General features: G+C 41.6%; 19 protein-coding genes. 6 read left to right on the top strand and 13 right to left on the bottom strand.

What is annotated here, in order from left to right; genetic code table 11:
* Positions 1 to 40: 40 nt before the first annotated feature.
* Complete coding sequence (locus ACK4HU_RS13530) at positions 41 to 1,024, bottom strand: phytanoyl-CoA dioxygenase family protein (RefSeq protein ID WP_409807584.1); 984 nt, start codon at positions 1,022 to 1,024, stop codon at positions 41 to 43.
* A 230-nt stretch (positions 1,025 to 1,254) separates the two neighbouring features.
* Between ACK4HU_RS13530 and ACK4HU_RS13525 the strand changes: the two genes are divergently transcribed.
* The gene (locus tag ACK4HU_RS13525; RefSeq protein ID WP_409807583.1) at positions 1,255 to 1,395 is read left to right on the top strand and encodes a hypothetical protein; all 141 of its coding nucleotides are present in this window, start codon (positions 1,255 to 1,257) and stop codon (positions 1,393 to 1,395) included.
* A gap of 344 nt (positions 1,396 to 1,739) precedes the next feature.
* On the opposite strand, the gene ACK4HU_RS13520 is transcribed toward ACK4HU_RS13525, so the two are convergent.
* From ACK4HU_RS13520 to ACK4HU_RS13490, 7 genes are all read right to left on the bottom strand, one after another.
* Complete coding sequence (locus ACK4HU_RS13520; protein WP_409807582.1) at positions 1,740 to 4,274, bottom strand: M14 family zinc carboxypeptidase; 2,535 nt, start codon at positions 4,272 to 4,274, stop codon at positions 1,740 to 1,742.
* A gap of 88 nt (positions 4,275 to 4,362) precedes the next feature.
* Entirely contained in the window at positions 4,363 to 4,959 is a 597-nt protein-coding gene (locus ACK4HU_RS13515; RefSeq protein WP_409807580.1) for a mobile mystery protein B, read from the bottom strand.
* The gene (locus tag ACK4HU_RS13510) at positions 4,950 to 5,405 is read right to left on the bottom strand and encodes a mobile mystery protein A (RefSeq protein ID WP_409807578.1); all 456 of its coding nucleotides are present in this window, start codon (positions 5,403 to 5,405) and stop codon (positions 4,950 to 4,952) included. Before ACK4HU_RS13510 ends, ACK4HU_RS13515 begins: the two co-directional genes overlap by 10 nt.
* A gap of 135 nt (positions 5,406 to 5,540) precedes the next feature.
* Positions 5,541 to 5,963 carry an organic hydroperoxide resistance protein gene (locus ACK4HU_RS13505; RefSeq protein WP_409807576.1) on the bottom strand — a complete coding sequence of 141 codons (423 nt, stop codon included), beginning with the start codon at positions 5,961 to 5,963 and terminating at the stop codon, positions 5,541 to 5,543.
* A 9-nt stretch (positions 5,964 to 5,972) separates the two neighbouring features.
* Complete coding sequence (locus ACK4HU_RS13500; RefSeq protein ID WP_409807574.1) at positions 5,973 to 6,404, bottom strand: MarR family winged helix-turn-helix transcriptional regulator; 432 nt, start codon at positions 6,402 to 6,404, stop codon at positions 5,973 to 5,975.
* Positions 6,405 to 6,737: 333 nt separating this feature from the next.
* Positions 6,738 to 7,937 (bottom strand): redoxin domain-containing protein, encoded by a 1,200-nt coding sequence (locus ACK4HU_RS13495; protein WP_409807572.1) that lies wholly within the window; start codon positions 7,935 to 7,937, stop codon positions 6,738 to 6,740.
* A 22-nt stretch (positions 7,938 to 7,959) separates the two neighbouring features.
* A complete protein-coding gene (locus tag ACK4HU_RS13490; protein WP_409807570.1) occupies positions 7,960 to 9,270 on the bottom strand; it encodes a Gfo/Idh/MocA family protein in 1,311 nt (436 codons plus the stop codon).
* 202 nt (positions 9,271 to 9,472) lie between these two features.
* Between ACK4HU_RS13490 and ACK4HU_RS13485 the strand changes: the two genes are divergently transcribed.
* Complete coding sequence (locus ACK4HU_RS13485) at positions 9,473 to 10,405, top strand: hydrogen peroxide-inducible genes activator (RefSeq protein ID WP_409807569.1); 933 nt, start codon at positions 9,473 to 9,475, stop codon at positions 10,403 to 10,405.
* Between the two features lie 2 nt (positions 10,406 to 10,407).
* On the opposite strand, the gene ACK4HU_RS13480 is transcribed toward ACK4HU_RS13485, so the two are convergent.
* The 4 genes from ACK4HU_RS13480 to ACK4HU_RS13465 all read right to left on the bottom strand — a co-directional run bounded on the left by ACK4HU_RS13480 (position 10,408) and on the right by ACK4HU_RS13465 (position 12,098).
* Entirely contained in the window at positions 10,408 to 10,866 is a 459-nt protein-coding gene (locus tag ACK4HU_RS13480; protein WP_409807567.1) for a copper resistance protein NlpE, read from the bottom strand.
* A 28-nt stretch (positions 10,867 to 10,894) separates the two neighbouring features.
* On the bottom strand, positions 10,895 to 11,293 hold the full coding sequence (locus ACK4HU_RS13475) for a tetratricopeptide repeat protein (RefSeq protein WP_409807566.1): 399 nt from the start codon (positions 11,291 to 11,293) through the stop codon (positions 10,895 to 10,897).
* A 14-nt stretch (positions 11,294 to 11,307) separates the two neighbouring features.
* On the bottom strand, positions 11,308 to 11,565 hold the full coding sequence (locus tag ACK4HU_RS13470) for a hypothetical protein (protein WP_409807564.1): 258 nt from the start codon (positions 11,563 to 11,565) through the stop codon (positions 11,308 to 11,310).
* An 80-nt stretch (positions 11,566 to 11,645) separates the two neighbouring features.
* Entirely contained in the window at positions 11,646 to 12,098 is a 453-nt protein-coding gene (locus ACK4HU_RS13465) for a DUF1569 domain-containing protein (RefSeq protein ID WP_409807562.1), read from the bottom strand.
* Positions 12,099 to 12,227: 129 nt separating this feature from the next.
* Here ACK4HU_RS13465 and ACK4HU_RS13460 point away from each other — a divergent pair, with 129 nt between their 5' ends.
* From ACK4HU_RS13460 to ACK4HU_RS13450, 3 genes are read left to right on the top strand one after another with little or no spacing between them, the layout of a single operon-like run.
* Positions 12,228 to 12,794: a hypothetical protein gene (locus tag ACK4HU_RS13460; RefSeq protein WP_409807560.1), complete on the top strand. Its 567-nt coding sequence runs from the start codon at positions 12,228 to 12,230 to the stop codon at positions 12,792 to 12,794.
* Positions 12,791 to 13,078: a winged helix-turn-helix domain-containing protein gene (locus tag ACK4HU_RS13455; protein WP_409807558.1), complete on the top strand. Its 288-nt coding sequence runs from the start codon at positions 12,791 to 12,793 to the stop codon at positions 13,076 to 13,078. Before ACK4HU_RS13460 ends, ACK4HU_RS13455 begins: the two co-directional genes overlap by 4 nt.
* Before the next feature lie 43 nt (positions 13,079 to 13,121).
* The gene (locus tag ACK4HU_RS13450) at positions 13,122 to 13,646 is read left to right on the top strand and encodes a hypothetical protein (RefSeq protein ID WP_409807557.1); all 525 of its coding nucleotides are present in this window, start codon (positions 13,122 to 13,124) and stop codon (positions 13,644 to 13,646) included.
* A gap of 452 nt (positions 13,647 to 14,098) precedes the next feature.
* On the opposite strand, the gene ACK4HU_RS13445 is transcribed toward ACK4HU_RS13450, so the two are convergent.
* Complete coding sequence (locus ACK4HU_RS13445; RefSeq protein WP_409807555.1) at positions 14,099 to 15,976, bottom strand: mucoidy inhibitor MuiA family protein; 1,878 nt, start codon at positions 15,974 to 15,976, stop codon at positions 14,099 to 14,101.
* 256 nt (positions 15,977 to 16,232) lie between these two features.
* On the opposite strand from ACK4HU_RS13445, the gene ACK4HU_RS13440 reads away from it, so the two are divergent.
* Entirely contained in the window at positions 16,233 to 17,015 is a 783-nt protein-coding gene (locus ACK4HU_RS13440; RefSeq protein ID WP_409807553.1) for an undecaprenyl-diphosphate phosphatase, read from the top strand.
* The last annotated feature ends 101 nt before the right edge of the window (positions 17,016 to 17,116 follow it).

The following is a 17,116-nucleotide window of genomic DNA, read 5'->3' as shown; positions in this document are numbered from 1 at the left end:
GCGTTATCTGGGGGATTTTAGGAGATAATCCCTTTCTTTTTTACCATTTTTTCAAGCCCAAAAGCTTTTCGCCCAGTTCGGTCAAAGAGGCTTGTGGGTACCGAGTCTGCTCCCAGTTTCTTGGATCCCCGGGGAATGCATAGCCATCAGGAGCGATTCGGTTTTTCCAGGAATTGATTCTCCAATCCACAATCGCTTGATCTTGTTCTTGTGCCGGAACCATGGCTAGATATTGGGCGATTCGTACTTTGTCCTCAGAGCGATTTGGACGAATTCCGTGGGGAAGAGAGCTATTGAAAATCAAAAGATCACCAGCCTCCATTTTTACTTTTACCAGTTTATCTTCTAATCCCGTGATGTCGGGCTGGAATCGATTTCTATCTTCAGGCTGTGTCAGTTTCCATTGGTCATAGTTCCGAAAAAGCCACGGAATGCACTGAAATCCTCCCATATTTTCATCCGTCTGATCGGCTAGTGCAAGGACTCCCTGTACATTTTGAGGTTTTGTCTCAGGGTCATAATCCCAATGAATAAATCCTTTGTATTCGAATCCAGGACGAATCGGGAAATTAAGATTAGCCCGATCTATGCTGACCCATAACTTTTCAGTTCCCCAGATATCCACAAATGCATCATAGACTCGTTGAGTTTGTCGGTTGTCCCAAAGCCGCTGATTATTGTACACTTCCACCATTCCGGTACCTGCCAATTCTTTCATCTGCATTTCAGCGCGGGGAGCAGTGTACCAGGTACTTTTGTCTTCAGGATCTTTCTCTTCGAATTCCCATAGGAATGCTGCAGTCTTCGAAGCTTGTTCTGCCGAAACGGCATTTTTGATCACTACATAACCGTTATTTTTCCAAAACTCCCACTTCTCCATACTGAGAACTCGAAGCGAATCAGGCGTTGCTTCCACTTTCAATTTGATATCCTGCACTACCGACGTGCTGGGATTTCCGGGGATTGCTTTTGATTCCTTTTGTATTGAAGGAGTTGTGGCCATGGTCATGTTTGTCTTCATCATAATCAGCTGATCAAGGAGTTATGCTACAATTTAACAAAACAAAATCTTGTTCAACAGAAATCTATACTCGAACCTAATCTTATGTTACTTTTTTTTACCGCAAAGTACACGAAGGCACGCAAAGAAATTTCACCACAGAGTACGCAGAGAAAAGGAGAATTTATTGGGTCAAAGTTTTTGAGAACCGCATTCCTGTTTGGCGTTTCAAGCCTTTTTCAAGGCCACGGAGAATGCTTCGACAAGCTCAGCAACCGAAGCTTTTTGGATTTACCGCAGAGAACGCAAAGGTTCGCAAAGATATTTTACCACAGGAGACCGAAGTGATTTGGCTAAAGCCGGAAGCAGAAGTGATTTTTCAAACCTCCAGCTGAAGCTGGAGAGAATTTATGGGTGCCAGAAAACCGTACTCATGAATAGGAATGCGGCTTTAGCCCATTCCTCCGAGAACTATTATCTCAATCGGGCTTTAGCCAAATTTTTACTTGCAAATAAGGGCTATCTCTATTTTTAATGGCTATTTAAAAAGAATAACTCAATTTATATCAAAGATAAATTGCCTTAAAATTGGTTCTTGGCAGGATTATTAAAATCAGATTTAGTTATTTTCAATCTGCGAGCATCCGCGACCTTTTCGGCGTGAATCTGCGGGAGACAATTAAAAAAAAAAAACCGGCCACTTTTCAGCAGCCGGCTTTCAAACATGGTCCTTTAGATTTTACTGCCCAACCATAAAGATCGCATTGCTCAAAACGAGTTTTCCACTTTCCCAGAATCCTCTGAAAATCGGGTTATCCACAAAATAGACGATCTGACCTCGGCCTTGTCTTTCCGCGCCGATGGCAAGGGATCCACCCATTTTGGATTTGATTTTGTAACCGATGTATCCTGTGCGGTAAGAATCATTGGCAGCGATAATTCCCGCGTTTGCTCCGCCGCTGAGGTATGCAAATCGATTGGAATTGTTTTTAAGCGTGTAGAATTTTCCACCTGTTCCATATCCTAGCGGATGCGTTTCATCCATTTTCACTTCATAGATGGCTCCCGCCGTTCCTGAGGAAATACCCAATCGCTCCATTTCTGCAAATGGTTCGAGGCGTTCCTTTTTAGCAAGTTCTTCTGCTGCTTTTTCCGCTGCCTTTTTCTCATCTTCTGTGTCAAAGTTCTTCAGCGCAAAGCCTTCCTTATTTGCAAAAAGATTTAATGCCGCATCCATTGCAATCAGTTTCCCACCTGCTTTCACCCAATCGGTAACTTTTTGTTGGCCTGCGCTAGTAATAGCCGAACCAAAGGTCGAAGGCATGATGATCACATCATACTTGCTGAGGTCATAACTTCCCATAGATCCTGCATCCAAGGTGCTGAGTGGATAATTGAGATCCTTCTCAAAGAAGTGCCATATTTCACCAAAACTTAAGGAGGATGTTCCTTGCCCACCGACCAAAGCAACTTTTGGAGCTTTGATTACTCGGATATTTGGCGAACCAAAATCCTTTCCTTTGTCCACATAACCGGTTTGTGTTGTTGCCAAAGCAACTCCAAACTGGTTGGCGGTTTCAGTTACTTTTTTGTCAAAATTTGGGATATATTCATTTCCACCTTTGGTGATGATCAATGAACCTGCAGAATAGCTTTTGCCTTCCACTTCAAAAGGATACTCGGCATACTTCACCCGGATTTTTTGATTAAGCAAAGCTGACAGAAATGCTGCATCGCGTGTCCCTTGCCAGTTGACGAGATAGGCCACGGGAGTATCGCCACTCTGATTAGGAGCAAATGTTTGTTTTGCATATTCACCGGATGCATCAAGTCTCGTTTCCAGTGCATAGGCTTTAAGTCCGTAAGCATAAGGCATAGCCCAGCTGGTGATGTCGTAAGTAATGGAGTCATTTAGAACTGGGTTTGGCTCGAAAAGTACTTGGGCCAAAACTCCTTTGGGCTGGTAGGCACTAATAATGATGTCTTTTTCGGAGGTTGCAAATGACACCCCTGATTTTCCGCTTTCGTATTCGAAACCTTTCAAGCCGGATTTAGCACCGGCTTTTCCATACTTGATTCCGTTTTTATCCATTAGCTCCAGTAGTTTAGCTACTTGTGAAGGATTGCTTTCACCCTTGATCACGAAGCTTTTGTATTTTCCTTTTGGGTTGCTGGAGTTGTTTTTGAAATAATTGGCAAATTCGGTGACCAATCTTTTCGAATTTTGGCTGGTCACCTCCGCTGCGGACATAGCAGCAGTGTAGTGACCCTCAATTCGGCTTTTCAAAGTCACGGTGTCGCCTACAGAATTATAACCACCGATGCCTGCTCTTCCACTTCCACCTTGCTCGATGGTCATTCCGATAGCTCCGTTGTACATCGGATAGGAATCTCCATAAGAAGGATAAAGGATATCAAATCGCTCTTTGGTAAAGTAGAATCGACCCATTTGATCGAAGTATTTTGCCGTGTTCCTGCCGAAAATATCCTGAAACTCATGCTGAAAAGGAGTCAGCTGCTCGTGCAAAGGCTCTGCAGCCGGTGCCATGTAGAATGGATTGTCAATTCCCTGCTCATGAAAATCCAAATGAAGCTGTGGCATCCACTGCTGATAAATTTTCAATCGCTGCTGAGATTCTACCTGTACTTGCCAAGCCCAATCTCGGTTTAAGTCGAAGAAGTAGTGATTGGCACGTCCTCCAGGCCAAGGTTCATTGTGCTCCATTGATTGCAGATCAGGCTGTAGCGTGGTATTCATTTTTTGGTTGTACCAGTTGGAGTAGCGGTCTCGACCATCTGGATTGATGCAGGGATCGATGATTACGATCTGGTTTTTGAGCCATTCTTGAGATTTGGCATTGTTTGGATCTGCCAAAGTGTAGAATGAGGAAATTGCCGCTTCCATGCCGACCGATTCATTTCCGTGCACATTGAATGACATCCAGTTGATCGGAATTTCTGTGCTTGGAGTTCCTTCCATCAAACCTGCACGCTTGAGGTTGTCGGTACGGATTTGTTCCAGTTTGGCCATGTTTTCAGGGCTGGAGAGGATCGCAATGATCAGCGGACGCTTTTCGTTGGTCTCTCCGTATTGGATCAGTTTGATATTTGGGTTTTGCGAAGCGACATACTCAAAGTAGTCGACCATGCGATGGTGGGGTGTAAATCGGTCTCCGGGTTTGTAGCCTAGAAACTGCTCGGGGGATTTGAGCTGTGCGTTTGCTCCGAAGCATACCAGAAATGCCAGAGCAATTGATAGTAAAATCTTGTTCATGTAGAAGATGCTGTTTCAGAGGGGAAGATAAGGTCTTTTGGGATTTTAGAGTGTTACCTTCTGGAGAAAAAGAGGTCGCAAATAATTTTCAAGATCTGCTAAATTCAATCAATTCTTCAAAATGCCCTTGATCTGCTTGTTTTAATGCATTGAGATAGGTTTTCCTTGGGTCACATTCTTTTGAAAGATTGCCTGAGCCCCAAGAGAATACAGGCAATCCATAAAGTTTTTCGATAATTAGATCTGCATATAAGCGGCTGTGCCGTCCGTTACCATTTGAAAAACAATGAATAGAAACTAGCCGGTGCTTAATCCTTATTGCAAATTCATTGGGTGGAAAGGATTTGTTTACATACCAATAGTTTGCATCATCCAGTAGGTATTTTATTTGTCCAGGAATCTCCCAATGATGGATTCCTATATTTTTTTCTGTTTTTCTATATTTCCCCGCCCATTTCCAAACTTGGCCATACATTCGTTTATGTAAATTCAATATAAACCTGTCTGTCAATAATTTTTCGGACTTAATGGATTTATGAAGTGTCCAAAAAATGGCTTGTTCTATATTCAGCTGTTCAAATTCGTTTAGATCACCTACGGTTGAAATGCTCTTGATCAAAAGGCCTTCTTTTTCCGCCTCCTTTAGAGGCGTTTGTCCGTCTTCGAAATCCAAAATCAATCCCATAATGCCTTTGGCAAGGTTTTTCGAAACTCATCCGTTCTTTCATCTATTGATTTTCGAATTCGTTCACTGGAATTTTCCTGATCTTCCAACTTCATCGAATTAGAGGTTCTATTCACAATTTTTTCCGCAAGTTCTCTGGCTTTGGTTTCGATATACAAATCCAGAGATCCAGTTTTTGGAACAAAACCATAAACCAGTTCCATATCAAGTTTATTGGCAATTTCTTTTAGACTCTTAAGTGTAATTGCACCCTCAGCTTCTCTTTTTTCCATGTCAGTAACTCCCTGTCGACTGACATTCAGTTTATTAGCAAGTTGTTGTGCTGAGATGCCAAGTGCTTTTCGAATAGAGTTAATCCAGCCTGAAGTTGGGATGGATGAAGAAAAACCTGAAAGAAAATTCATTTTTCTTTCCAATTGCTCAAACAAAAGCTGTTTAGTTTTCATAAATGTCAAGTAATAGCTTTACAAATATAATTAAATGTAAAGCTATTACTTGACAAAAAACTAAAAAAGTCAAGTGATAGCTTGACTTTTTGGCAGATTTTCTCTGGAATGGTGCTTAAAGAATTATGAAAAGACTTACTCAACCGCCTTCACCGTCACTTCTATATTTCCTTTTGTGGCTTTGGAATACAGGCAATGCTCATGGGCAAGATCTGCCAATTGTTGTGCATGATCTAAAGAATCTGCCTGGGGAATTTTAACTTCAATGTCGACTCCCAGTCCAAAGCTATTTGGGCCGTAATGACCTAAATTGACTTTTACTTTTATTTCAGAATCTCTCAAACTTGTTTTTCCTGAAACTGAGGCTAGAGTACCTCCAAAACATGCTGCATAACCAGCAGCGAAAAGTTGTTCCGGATTGGTCTTCCCGCCTTCACCGCCGATTTCTTTTGGCATTGCCACTTCAAAGTCAAGGATTCCGTCGTCTGTTTTTACATGACCCTTTCTTCCGCCTGTATTTACTGCCACAGCAGTGTAGTCCACAATCAATTTTTCCATCCTAGGATATTATTTTGTTAGTTTTTCCAATAGGGTTTCCATAGTAGGCAGTAGTTTTTGGACTTCTTTGCCTAGTTCGGTTTCCAATTGATTTTCTAACAATGCGACTGCGGTCAAGGTTTTGGACTGAAGTGATTTTCCTGGGTAAGTCAAGTGAATGGTCACCGTTCTTTCGTCTGCCTCACCACGTTTTCGTTTGAGCAGATTCTGACTTTCCAGTTTTTTCAAAAGTGGAGTTAGCGTGCCAGAATCAAGATTCAGCTTTTTGCCTAATTCATGGACTTTCAACCCGTCTTCTTCCCAAAGAATTGCTAGCACCAGAAATTGTGGATAAGTCAGTCCAAAATCATTCAGTGTGAGCTGAATTTTTTGAATCAAGAGCCTCGAACTTGAATACATCAAGCGAGAAAGTGCGATTGTAGGAAATTCCGGATTAGTCATAAATCAAAATTAGGATTGGATACAATCTACTTGTTTCCAATCCTAAATGCAAGTATGCAGTCTCAGTTTTCAGTGGTCAGTATTCCCCGAAAACCCCTAGTTAAAATTTGTAATTATGTGTAAACGATATTTTGCCTATAGATGAATTTATCAAAGGTTAGGGGCTAGATGGTTTTGCTACGCTAAACACAAGTGACGGGCGACCGATGCTTCGACTCCCGCCACGGCGGGCAAGCTACTCAGAATATTCGACCGAAGAGGGCCTGAGAATCAGATTATGAGCTTTAATTCCAGAAGAATCCCTCGTAAATCGTAATTCAAAATTCGTAAATCCTAGTAGTATCGTCCAATCATCGGATGATCGACAATCGCTTTCTTCAAGGCCTGAGCATCAATAGTTCCCGGCACGCGATAAGCTACTTTTCCTCCAGGTTCGATCAAAAGAGTAATCGGCAAACTTCCATCCCAATCCGAACCAACGACTTTGATCACCTCATATTTATCATTGGTGTCCATGATGTAATTAGGAAGGGCTGATTCTTTTCCTTTCAAGAATTTCAAAGCTTTATCAGCTTGATCCGGAGTATCCATACTTACAGAAACAAACTGAAAATCTCGTTGTCCATACATCCGCTGAATAGTCACAAACTCCGGATATTCAATGATACACGGTCCACACCATGTCGCCCAGAAATTAACCAAAAGCAACTCATCGGTGTCATTTTTCAACAAATCAGCCAAACCTGCAGGCGAAAGCTTTTCAATTGTTACTTCCTTTTCGGCCCAGTCTTTATTGGTTTTAATGGTATACTCATTTTTCCAAGCCCATTTCATCGAGCACCCAAAAGCTGGGGTTTGAGCAGATTCTGATGGAAGGGCTTCTCCCTTCAAAGTAGCTTCAATTGCAGCACGAAGATCTTCTGAGTTTCCTGTTCCGGGTTTCTCAGAGGCATCGATCCTTCCTGAGTAGGTGAGCTTTCTGTTTTTGTCAAAAACAAAAACATGAGGAGTTGCCGTCGGGCCATAAGCCAAAGAGAATTCATGCGTGTCTCCGTCATAGAGGTATGGGAAATTATACCCTTTATCCACAGCGCGGATTTTCATTTCTTCATAGTAATCTCCTAAGTCAGTGTAGCCTAATTCTTCCGGCAAAACAGCAATAGGGCTGTTGGAAGAGATAGCGATGATGGACACCGATTTTCCTTTATACTCTTTTACAAGATCAATGTATCTGTCCTCATAGGCCTGAGCTGTGGGACAATGATTACAAGTGAAATTGACCACAAAGACATCCGAATTTGCGTAATCTTCAAGCGTATGGAATTTGCCATCCACATCCGGGAGATTAAATGGAGGTGCCTGAGCTCCGATTGCTAGTTTGGCGATGGGTTGTTCAGATACAACCTGCGGATTTGGAACAAAGGACTCAGTTCTTTCAGCTTCTTTTTCTGTGTTTTTCCCACATTGGAAAAACAGCAAGGATGTGGAAAAGTAAGCAGCAAAGAGAATTGTTTTTCGAACAGGAGAGTGCATGGGAAATGTGGATAAGTTTGAATTAAGTCAGCTTATAACCATTTTGATAAGTGTAGTGAAGCTTGGTATTTGCTTCCCAGTCATCTTTGAATACCTGTGCAATCGGATCCCATTTCAGGGATTTTCCTAGTTCGGCTGCAATGTTTCCGATAGTACAAACAGTACAGGTACTATGGCCGACTTCTACTGGAACAATAGGATCTTTTCTTTTTCTTATGGAATCAATAAAGTCAATGTGATGCGCTCCAAAGCTGAAGTTTTCAGGCTCTTTTCCGATTTCCAGGCCTTTAATGGAAGTATCGTAATTACCTCTTGAAACCTTAATCCATCCTTTTTCACCGATGTACTTTACTCCTTGCCTTCCCTCATCAAACGTAGTTATCAACATTTCAACTCCATCTGCATAGCGATAGGTGAGAGGCTTATCTCCTGCTCCAGGAATTACTTCGACAGGACCATTTCGATCCATGCTGAGCCCCCACTGTGCTACATCGATCATGTGTGCGCCCCAATCGGTCATTAGTCCACCTCCGGTTTCCTTGTACCAGCGCCAAGCTCCCCAAGCTGCTTCATTTTTCTCAGGATTAAGCGAAATGCCAGGATTTAGCAGATCATTGAAGTGCAATTTGGGAATTGGCCCAAGCCATTTTTCCCAATTCAATCCTGCCGGAACAGTTTCAACGGCTAAGTCATATGGCTTTGGATGGGGATTGTCTCCTACATGGACGAGAACTTGGGAGATTTTTCCCAGTCTTCCTTTTTGAACATGCATGGCGGCAGTTTGAAAATTGACTGCAGCTCGCTGCATACTTCCTACGGCGAGAACGATACCATTTGATCGAACTGCTTTTACCAATTCCTGCCCTTCGTGGATTGTAAATGTCAGTGGTTTTTCGAGGTAGATGTCTTTTTTGGCTTTGCAGGCATCGATTGCCATGATCGCATGCCAATGATCTGGAGTGGCGATCACTACTGCATCGACATCAGGATTTGCCAGCATTTCGCGATAGTCTTCATAGAGCTTTGGAGCTACATAAGCCTTGCCTGCTTCAGTCATGTTTTTTTGCACACGCAGAGCAAATCGCTCCCGCTTGATTGCATATACATCCGCACCTGCGACGACTTCCACGCCGGGGATTTTCATGAAGTTATTTAGCAGGCCCATCGCTTGTCTACCTACGCCGATGAATCCTAATCGGACTCTTTCATTTGCGATATTGAATAAGGGTGATGCGGAACCCGCAAATCCAAGATTGGGTATCAGTCCAAGTCCTGCGGTGGTGAGGAGGCTGGCTCCAAGGAATTTTCTTCTGGAAAATGAGGATTTACTCATAATAGGTTTTTTGGGTTTTTGACTTTCAAGATATAATCGGAATAAATTAGGCTTTTTTGAAAGGGTAGGAAAGTTTTCGAGGTCTTATTTGATCAAAACCTCATCCAAGAAGATTAATGGTGGTTTTTAGCCTGAAAATGAGATTTGAGCTGAACTCTTTTACTTGATTCTTTGATTAACTTGATAGATATTTTCTATTAAAATGACAATTCAACAACTTGAGTACCTAATTGCGGTCGATAAACAGCGGCATTTTGGACATGCAGCAGAATCTTGTTTTGTGACACAACCCACCCTGAGTGCGCAGCTCAGTAAGCTGGAAAGAGAACTCGGTGTAATACTTTTTGACCGAAGTAAAATGCCCGTGATTCCCACTGAAATTGGTGTGCAAATCATTGATCAGGCAAAAAAAGTAGTGTCAGAGAGTAAAGGAATCATGGAATTGGTGGCTCAATTGAAAGGTGATATTTCAGGCACAATCAAGCTGGCAATTATTCCAACCTTAGCACCCTACCTCCTACATCTTTTCATCAGGAAGTTTTTGGAAAAGTATCCAAATGTGAAGCTCGAGGTTCAAGAAATGATCACTGAAGAAATCGTCAAAAAACTTAAAAATGACGAATTGGATTTGGGAATTATCGTGACTCCTCTCGACGAGACGGGCATTGTGGAGAAACCAATGTTTTATGAAAAGTTTTATATCTACCTATCTAAAGACCATCCTCTACTTAAAGAAAAGGAAATCCGTGGGGATCAGTTAAAATCAGAAGAACTGTGGATCTTGCAGCAGGGGCATTGCTTCCGCGATCAGGTGATTAGCTTTTGTGACCAAAGCATGGCAGGACATAAAAACTTCCATTACGAAAGCGGTTCCTTGGAGGGGTTAAGAAATATGGTCAATCGCTATCAAGGCGTCACATTACTTCCTGAATTGGCTACGCATGGACTTTCAGAAGAAGAAAAAAGCCGCCTCAGACCTTTTTCCGGAGCAGCCCCAATCCGAGAAGTGAGTATCATTTTAAATCGAAGCTTTCTGAAGCAAAAACTTGTGGAGCTACTTTACAAGGAAATCACAGAGGCCATTCCGCACGAGATGACTTCCAAAGCTCATGGGAAAATTGTGCGATTTAAGTAAGGTTATTTTTTCTTTAAAATATACTGATCTGCCAAATCACCCTCTATTCGCTTGCCCGCTTGATCCAAGTACCAAAGTTGATTTTCCCCAACCTTAAATTTACCCGGATAATCACCAATCAGTCCCTCAAGAGTGACATTGGAACCAGCCTGATCCCAAGAAAAATTGCCGGTAAAGATTTCTTCCCGAGCATCATTTAAGCCAAGGTAATTGGTCTTCATTTCAAAAGTCCCATCTGATTTAAGAGTAACCCAAGTTTCAATTCCTTCGCAGCTTGCGCAGGGTAGGGTGTTGAAATAGGTGCCTGCCCAGTCTAAAGATGTCTGAGAATTATCACCGGTGGGAAGTATTCTTTCTTCCAATACGGGTTGGGAAGTTTCAAAAGAATTTGTCTCAGATGGTTTGGTGCAGGAAAATTGTAATGCTATAAAGCTCAAGAAAAGTAAAAAGGAATTTTTCATTCGGGGTGGAGGTCTAGTAAATTCAAATTTAGTTAAATTTTGAAAATACTTTTAGCGATTGGGAATACTTCCTGAAACTGTCCGCGTGCAAACCAAAAACCTTGATGTCGATTTGATTAAGAACTTGATCCTGCAATTTTTGATAAGCCAAAAGATCTGTTGTTGCTTCTTCTTCTCGACCGAGTTGACGATGAATTTGTGAGCGTAATTCCAAGCTTTTGGAATCATATGGATTTTCCTTGACCAATCGATCAGCAATCATAAGAGCCTTATCAGGTTTGCCTTTCTGGATGAGATTAATTGCTGATTTGATTTGATCTTCTTTACTACTACTTCCCTCTTTTATCATGATAAAATTATAGACCAAAAGGTAGGTTCCTCCCACTTTTCGGTCCTCGAGCATACTGGATGTCCATAAATCCCGCATCGATTCCACAGCATTCAATACTTGATCGTCAAATATGGAGCTGCTTTTTTTTCCAAATTGATTTCTTTCAGACTTCCTTTTTCATCGATAGAAAGTGCTATTGCCACCACTCCTTCTTTTTTCACCCGAAGAGCTTCGATTGGATATTTAATTTGTCTTGTAATTAATGCTTCCCATTGTTTTAATCCGGAATCCTGAGATTGAGAAAAGAGCGGTTGAAGGGCTCCAATGAAAACAAATAAAAGTAGTGATACGCGTTTGAAATTAGTCATAGCCGCAAATTAACTCTTCCAGTTCTTCACAAACAAGTATTTCCTGGTAAATGGAGTAACCAAATTGGTTTTTGCTGCTGTTACACCCCAAACTGTGTCAGGTGATGATTCAAATGCTTGTAAAATAAGTTATTCCACTCTTGAGCGGTCATAGGGCCAAAGGAAAGGGATTCTTTGCCTTCAAAATGATCCCGACCAAGGTCTCTGGTATGTTCGAGGTAGGTAATTAATTTGGCTTTTTCGTCTTCGAAATTCTTACGGTCTGCTATAATGAACACGGGGGCAGTTCGGGAATTTTTTGGATAAGGAACTTCATTTACCACCCCTTTTTTCACGAAAGCTTTCAGCAAAAACCGCATTACCGCATTTGGCTTTGGATGCTTATTGGTAAATGCCATTTCATAGGCGATGGAACAGTGAGCAAGCATTTGATCTACTGTCATTTTACCCCAAAGGGCAGGGGACTCAGACTTCAATTGGTTAATTCTACTGATAAGCTCTGATGTGATGAGTGGATCAAAGATGTTGTTCATGGCTTTCAAAGGTTAGGAATGGGAAGTTAAGAAAACAGTTAAAAAATTTAGAAATTTTTTTAATATAAAATAGTTTATAAAATAAACCTATTTATATTTGGCTCGTTGATCACTTACAAAAACAAATCAATGGAAAAAGAACTCAACAGTAAAGAATCCTTGGCCTTGATCACCTCAATGATTCAGGAAGCCAAAAAAGAAGCTGCCGGGGATGGCAGCTTTCAGCTGCTCCTCTGGGGCTGGGTAGTTGCTTTGTGCAACTTAGGACATTTTATTTTGGCAAAAGTCGGGTTTGATCGACCCTATTTTATCTGGTTGTTGATCATTCCTGCGATCATTTGGAGTTTTGCGCATGAATGGAACAACAGGAAAAAAGCCAGAATCAAAACCCATTTAGACCAGTTTCTTGGTCAATTATGGATTGGGGTTTTTGTAGCGATATGTATCGTTCTTTCATTTATGTCGGTTCTTGATTTTCGGCACAATCCTATCATTCTACTTTTGGCGGCAATCGGTGTTTATGCTACCGGTTCTATCGTTAGTGTAAAAATCCTTCGAGCAGGAGGAATGATCTTGGCAATCGGAGCTATAATTGCCTTCTTGTTGCCAGTTAATGATCAGTATTTGGCTGCTGGTATTTCTATGATCTTGGGCTATTTAGTTCCAGGATATTATTTGAAAAATCAAAAACTGTGAGCGCATTTAAACTCCTCGATCCACTTCTTCATTCACAACTTAGACTAGCAATCATGTCATTATTGATTGGGCTGGAAGCTGCGGAGTTTACTTTTCTGAAAGAAAAAACCGAGTCCACAGCCGGAAACCTCAGTGTACAACTCGACAAACTTGAGAAGGCGGGATATATCAAGATCGAAAAGTCCTTTCGAGATAAGCGTCCGCTTACTACCTGTAGAATTACTTCCAACGGAGTAAAAGCCTTTGAAGACTACGTGGAGAATCTTAAAAACTATATTTCTTAAAAAAATTTGTCATTTAAGTTTATAATATAAACCAATTTATACCATGAAAAGACTAATTAAAATTTCGACCCTTTTTGTTTTGCTTGTTTCATTTCAGATTCCTGCTTGGACTCAAGTTTCCTATGAACTAAATCTCGAAAATCAATACAAAATGGCCTCTCTTGCCTTTCTCGAAGGAAATTGGAAAGGAAGTGGCTGGATGATGGGAGAGGATCGAACTCGTCAAAATTTCGAGCAGGAAGAATTCATCGAAATGAAATTGAGTGGGACGGTACTCCAAATGGAAGGAATCGGATCAGCTGAGGGAAAAGTTGTTCACCATGCCTTGGCTTTGATCCAACCTAAAGAGGAGGATGGAAAATTTGAGTTTACATCCTTTCTCCAAAGCGGAATGAAAGGAACCTATCCAGCTCTAGTGGAGGATGGCAAGCTGATCTGGCATCCTACTGCTCAAGTGCGCTATATCATTCAAATCAACGACCAAGGGCAATGGCATGAAACCGGAGAATACAATGTGGGTAACGCTTGGTTCAAGTTTTTTGAAATGACTTTGGATAAAGTTGAGTAACCCTGGGTCTATGCTTCAGTGCTCAATCTGAGTATGAGCCTGAAGGCTGTTTATTACAAAATGTAAGTGTACAGGATGCAAATGAACAACTGGGTTTTCATCAGACTGTCCCAGAGGGACATTTGGTAGGAAAAATGTGAATCAAAGCTTTTGGCTGCGTTCCATCGGAACGCTTGGTAAATTTTACCAAACGTTCCTACGGAACGAATAGGCCTTAATTTGACTTCTTTTCTATAGACCTGACGTTCCTCTGGAACGGGCTGATTGAGGATATCGAGTATTAAAGATTTTAGGAAAAGGATGTTGAGAAAAGGTTTATATCCAATTAGGCTGTCTCATAAGTGCTGTTTGTCACATTGAGCGAAGTCGAAATGCGGTTCTATTAGCTGCAAATGGCCTTCGACTCCGCTCAGGCTGACACCATCGGTCCTTTTGAGAAAGCCTCTTTTGTTTTAGTCTAAAATTATCCTTTCCGATTTCGGGTATTTAACTTCATATTGAAACGATAATTTTTGCTGAGCTCCTGGCGCAAGAGTAACTTCCCAAGTAACTATTCCCGTTTGCGTGTCCAGGTTTCCTCTGCTTAATTCTCCTGGAGTGACGACAATATTTGAATTTATGGACACAGGAATTTGATCTTTAACGAACAAAGTCACTGGTTGAGATTTATTGTTTTTCAAAGTGATTTCATAGCCCCGACTTTCGGTGATGTTGGAGCCGATGGTTCGTTTTTTGGAGAATTGATCTACTTTTTCCCGCTGCATCACGATGGATCGATCCCTACCCATAGACACTTGGAGTGTGTCCAGAAGGGCAGTTGCATTCAGAATTGACCTCCCGACAAAACCATCTTCGAAATACAAATTACTTTCCCCTTCGAGCAAACTGTATTGATTCCATTCCGCTATTTCAGCAATCAGGAAGGCATCTTTGTCCAGTTTTGGAATGGCTATGTAACGATAGGTTGCCGGAATATCGTAAGCTTTCAGGTCGACTAGTGTCCGCTCTCCATTGGTTTTAATGGAGTAGGGCTCGGCTACTTCGATCTCAACCGTAGTTTGATTTTCTACAAAAGTGGTTAGTAGCGGCGCTGAATCCAGGGAGTTTGCCCCTCTGATCCTTACTGTTGTGCCTGTAGCTTCCATTCTCTTTTCCCGAGCACTAAAACCAGCCACAACGACTTCCTCGAGCATTTGTGTATCTGGAATTAAACTTACACTCACATTTGATCTGCCTTGAATTCCCACTTCTTGAGCAGCAAATCCAATAAAAGAAAAGACTAAACTCTGTGCATTGTTTGGTAAGGTTAGTGAATATCTTCCTTCCCTATCTGTGGAAGTGCCAATGGTTGTCCCTTTCACTAAAACAGTTGCCCCAGGAATTGCACGTCCTTGTTCATCTAAAACTACTCCACTTACTGTGCCCGGTGTTTGAGGAACTGAAAACTTATTAACTGTGGTAAATCGGGCATAATTCAATTCCCATTTGTCCAAGTTGGGAGATTGTCCGCTTTGATTGGGATTGGCATTTGAGAATCTCAGCTTAACGTTTTTCCAGTCCACACCTGTATTTTGATAGACTTCGGCTTTGTAGTTGAGTTGGAGCGGTTCGTTTATGTTTTTGACACGGACATCATACTTAGGATACCAACCGGCATTGGCGACAAGGTAATTGACTTGAAAAGTGGCGTTGCCTGGTGCAGGAGCTTTAATCCGAATTCTAATCTCAGAAGTAGACTTATTTTGACTTTCCTGCATCGCGCTGATTTGATTTCGGAGTTGCTGCATCTTCGTTTCTCCCTCAGTCATTTCAGCTTTTATTTTGAGTTCTTCGTTGGTGATTTTGGTCAGTTCAATGTCGAAAAATTCCAATGCTGCTCGCAACTCGGCCATGGTCGGACCGCTTTGGCTTCCTCCCAGATCCTTATTGGCAGCAAGAACACTGGCTTTTGTAGCTAGGACTTGAAGTCGATTTTGTGACAATGTCTGGCTTTTTCGAATCACCTCAATTTGGGCTTCAAGAGCTTTTACCTTTTCTCCGACTTCTTTTTCGCTGAGGAAATCGAGTCGCTTATTCACTGCCTGAATGATGAAATTCCCTTGACCTTTGACTTGAATGCTTTTTTCATCAAGGTATGGCGAAAGCCCTTTAAGCAGAATAACAGATTCTCCTGCGGGAATTTGCCCATTAGCATTTTCAAATACCTGAGCGCTGGAAAGGAAGAGGGTGACATCTTTGATTTGGCTAGTCAGTGTTGTTTCCTTGAGATCTTGAGAAAATGCCTGAAAGCTCAAAAACAAGGTTAGAAATAAGAGAAGCAGCTTTTGCATAGTTGTAGGTTTAGTTGAAGAAAGAACGAATTTTTTCATCAAAAGGCAACAGCGGTATTTAAAAAATAAAGCAAAAATCGAATTAATGGCACGCCTTCCAATTTGGAATGTTAGTTTTGCCGAATGAAAATTTGGCAAGATTTACTTGGACATCCCTGCCTGACGGTAGGCAGGGGTCATCCGACATCCAGCCTACATTTTCTATCATATTTACCCTAGTTGATTTCGATTCTTAAATGAATATACCTTAACCATCATGACTCTTTTTCAAAGTATCATCATTGCCATTATTGAGGGCCTGACTGAATTTTTACCGATTTCCTCTACAGGACACATGATTTTGGCCTCAGCTGCCATGGGAATTCATGAAGACGAGTTTGTTAAAACCTTCGAAGTTTTCATTCAGTTGGGGGCAATTTTGGCCATTGCGCTGATGTATATTAAGCGATTTTTCAAAAGTTTTGACATCTATCTAAAGCTACTTGCTGCATTTATACCCACAGCGATAGTCGGGCTTTTGGCATATCCCTATATCAAAGCCTATTTATTCAACCCTATTGTGGTATCTGTTTCCTTGATTTTGGGTGGAATTGTATTGATTCTAATCGATAAAAAGGTAGTCAACCAGAAGTCGGACTTGGCAGAGGTTGAGGATATGACTTACAAAAGCGCATTTTTCATTGGGCTTTTTCAGTGTCTTTCCATGGTACCGGGAACTTCCCGAGCAGCAGCGACAATTATCGGCGGAGTTTTCAATGGGCTTGACAAGAAGCAGGCTACGGAATTTTCCTTCCTTTTGGCGGTGCCAACGATGATGGCGGCCGGTGGATATGATTTGCTTAAGTCAGAATTGGTATTCACGAGTGAGCAAATCATGATGTTAGCGGTAGGATTTTTTGTGGCATTTGTTGCTGCTTGGGTTGCTGTGAAGTTGTTTTTGAAATACGTTTCTAACCATGGATTTACAGCATTTGGCTGGTACCGGATCGCTCTGGGGATCTTATTTTTGATCTTTATGTGGGGTACGGATTTGGGGTAAATGGTTTTTCTCTCATAGATGACACAGATTTTCACAGATTTTTTAAAACCATTAAGGAAATTTAGGGCATTAAGTTTTAGGGTTTGAGTTGAGTTGGTGAT

The organism is Algoriphagus sp., assembly GCF_046296635.1.
Taxonomy (GTDB): domain Bacteria; phylum Bacteroidota; class Bacteroidia; order Cytophagales; family Cyclobacteriaceae; genus Algoriphagus.
This window is presented reverse-complemented; position numbering and strand designations above follow the sequence as displayed.

What these genes read in the sequence shown, in the direction of transcription:
- ACK4HU_RS13530 (WP_409807584.1), bottom strand. Translation starts at nt 1,024, where the DNA reads ATGATGAAGACAAACATGACCATGGCCACAACTCCTTCAATACAAAAG.
- ACK4HU_RS13525 (WP_409807583.1), top strand. Translation starts at nt 1,255, where the DNA reads ATGCTTCGACAAGCTCAGCAACCGAAGCTTTTTGGATTTACCGCAGAG.
- ACK4HU_RS13520 (WP_409807582.1), bottom strand. Translation starts at nt 4,274, where the DNA reads ATGAACAAGATTTTACTATCAATTGCTCTGGCATTTCTGGTATGCTTC.
- ACK4HU_RS13515 (WP_409807580.1), bottom strand. Translation starts at nt 4,959, where the DNA reads ATGGGATTGATTTTGGATTTCGAAGACGGACAAACGCCTCTAAAGGAG.
- ACK4HU_RS13510 (WP_409807578.1), bottom strand. Translation starts at nt 5,405, where the DNA reads ATGAAAACTAAACAGCTTTTGTTTGAGCAATTGGAAAGAAAAATGAAT.
- ACK4HU_RS13505 (WP_409807576.1), bottom strand. Translation starts at nt 5,963, where the DNA reads ATGGAAAAATTGATTGTGGACTACACTGCTGTGGCAGTAAATACAGGC.
- ACK4HU_RS13500 (WP_409807574.1), bottom strand. Translation starts at nt 6,404, where the DNA reads ATGACTAATCCGGAATTTCCTACAATCGCACTTTCTCGCTTGATGTAT.
- ACK4HU_RS13495 (WP_409807572.1), bottom strand. Translation starts at nt 7,937, where the DNA reads ATGCACTCTCCTGTTCGAAAAACAATTCTCTTTGCTGCTTACTTTTCC.
- ACK4HU_RS13490 (WP_409807570.1), bottom strand. Translation starts at nt 9,270, where the DNA reads ATGAGTAAATCCTCATTTTCCAGAAGAAAATTCCTTGGAGCCAGCCTC.
- ACK4HU_RS13485 (WP_409807569.1), top strand. Translation starts at nt 9,473, where the DNA reads ATGACAATTCAACAACTTGAGTACCTAATTGCGGTCGATAAACAGCGG.
- ACK4HU_RS13480 (WP_409807567.1), bottom strand. Translation starts at nt 10,866, where the DNA reads ATGAAAAATTCCTTTTTACTTTTCTTGAGCTTTATAGCATTACAATTT.
- ACK4HU_RS13475 (WP_409807566.1), bottom strand. Translation starts at nt 11,293, where the DNA reads ATGCGGGATTTATGGACATCCAGTATGCTCGAGGACCGAAAAGTGGGA.
- ACK4HU_RS13470 (WP_409807564.1), bottom strand. Translation starts at nt 11,565, where the DNA reads ATGACTAATTTCAAACGCGTATCACTACTTTTATTTGTTTTCATTGGA.
- ACK4HU_RS13465 (WP_409807562.1), bottom strand. Translation starts at nt 12,098, where the DNA reads ATGAACAACATCTTTGATCCACTCATCACATCAGAGCTTATCAGTAGA.
- ACK4HU_RS13460 (WP_409807560.1), top strand. Translation starts at nt 12,228, where the DNA reads ATGGAAAAAGAACTCAACAGTAAAGAATCCTTGGCCTTGATCACCTCA.
- ACK4HU_RS13450 (WP_409807557.1), top strand. Translation starts at nt 13,122, where the DNA reads ATGAAAAGACTAATTAAAATTTCGACCCTTTTTGTTTTGCTTGTTTCA.
- ACK4HU_RS13445 (WP_409807555.1), bottom strand. Translation starts at nt 15,976, where the DNA reads ATGCAAAAGCTGCTTCTCTTATTTCTAACCTTGTTTTTGAGCTTTCAG.
- ACK4HU_RS13440 (WP_409807553.1), top strand. Translation starts at nt 16,233, where the DNA reads ATGACTCTTTTTCAAAGTATCATCATTGCCATTATTGAGGGCCTGACT.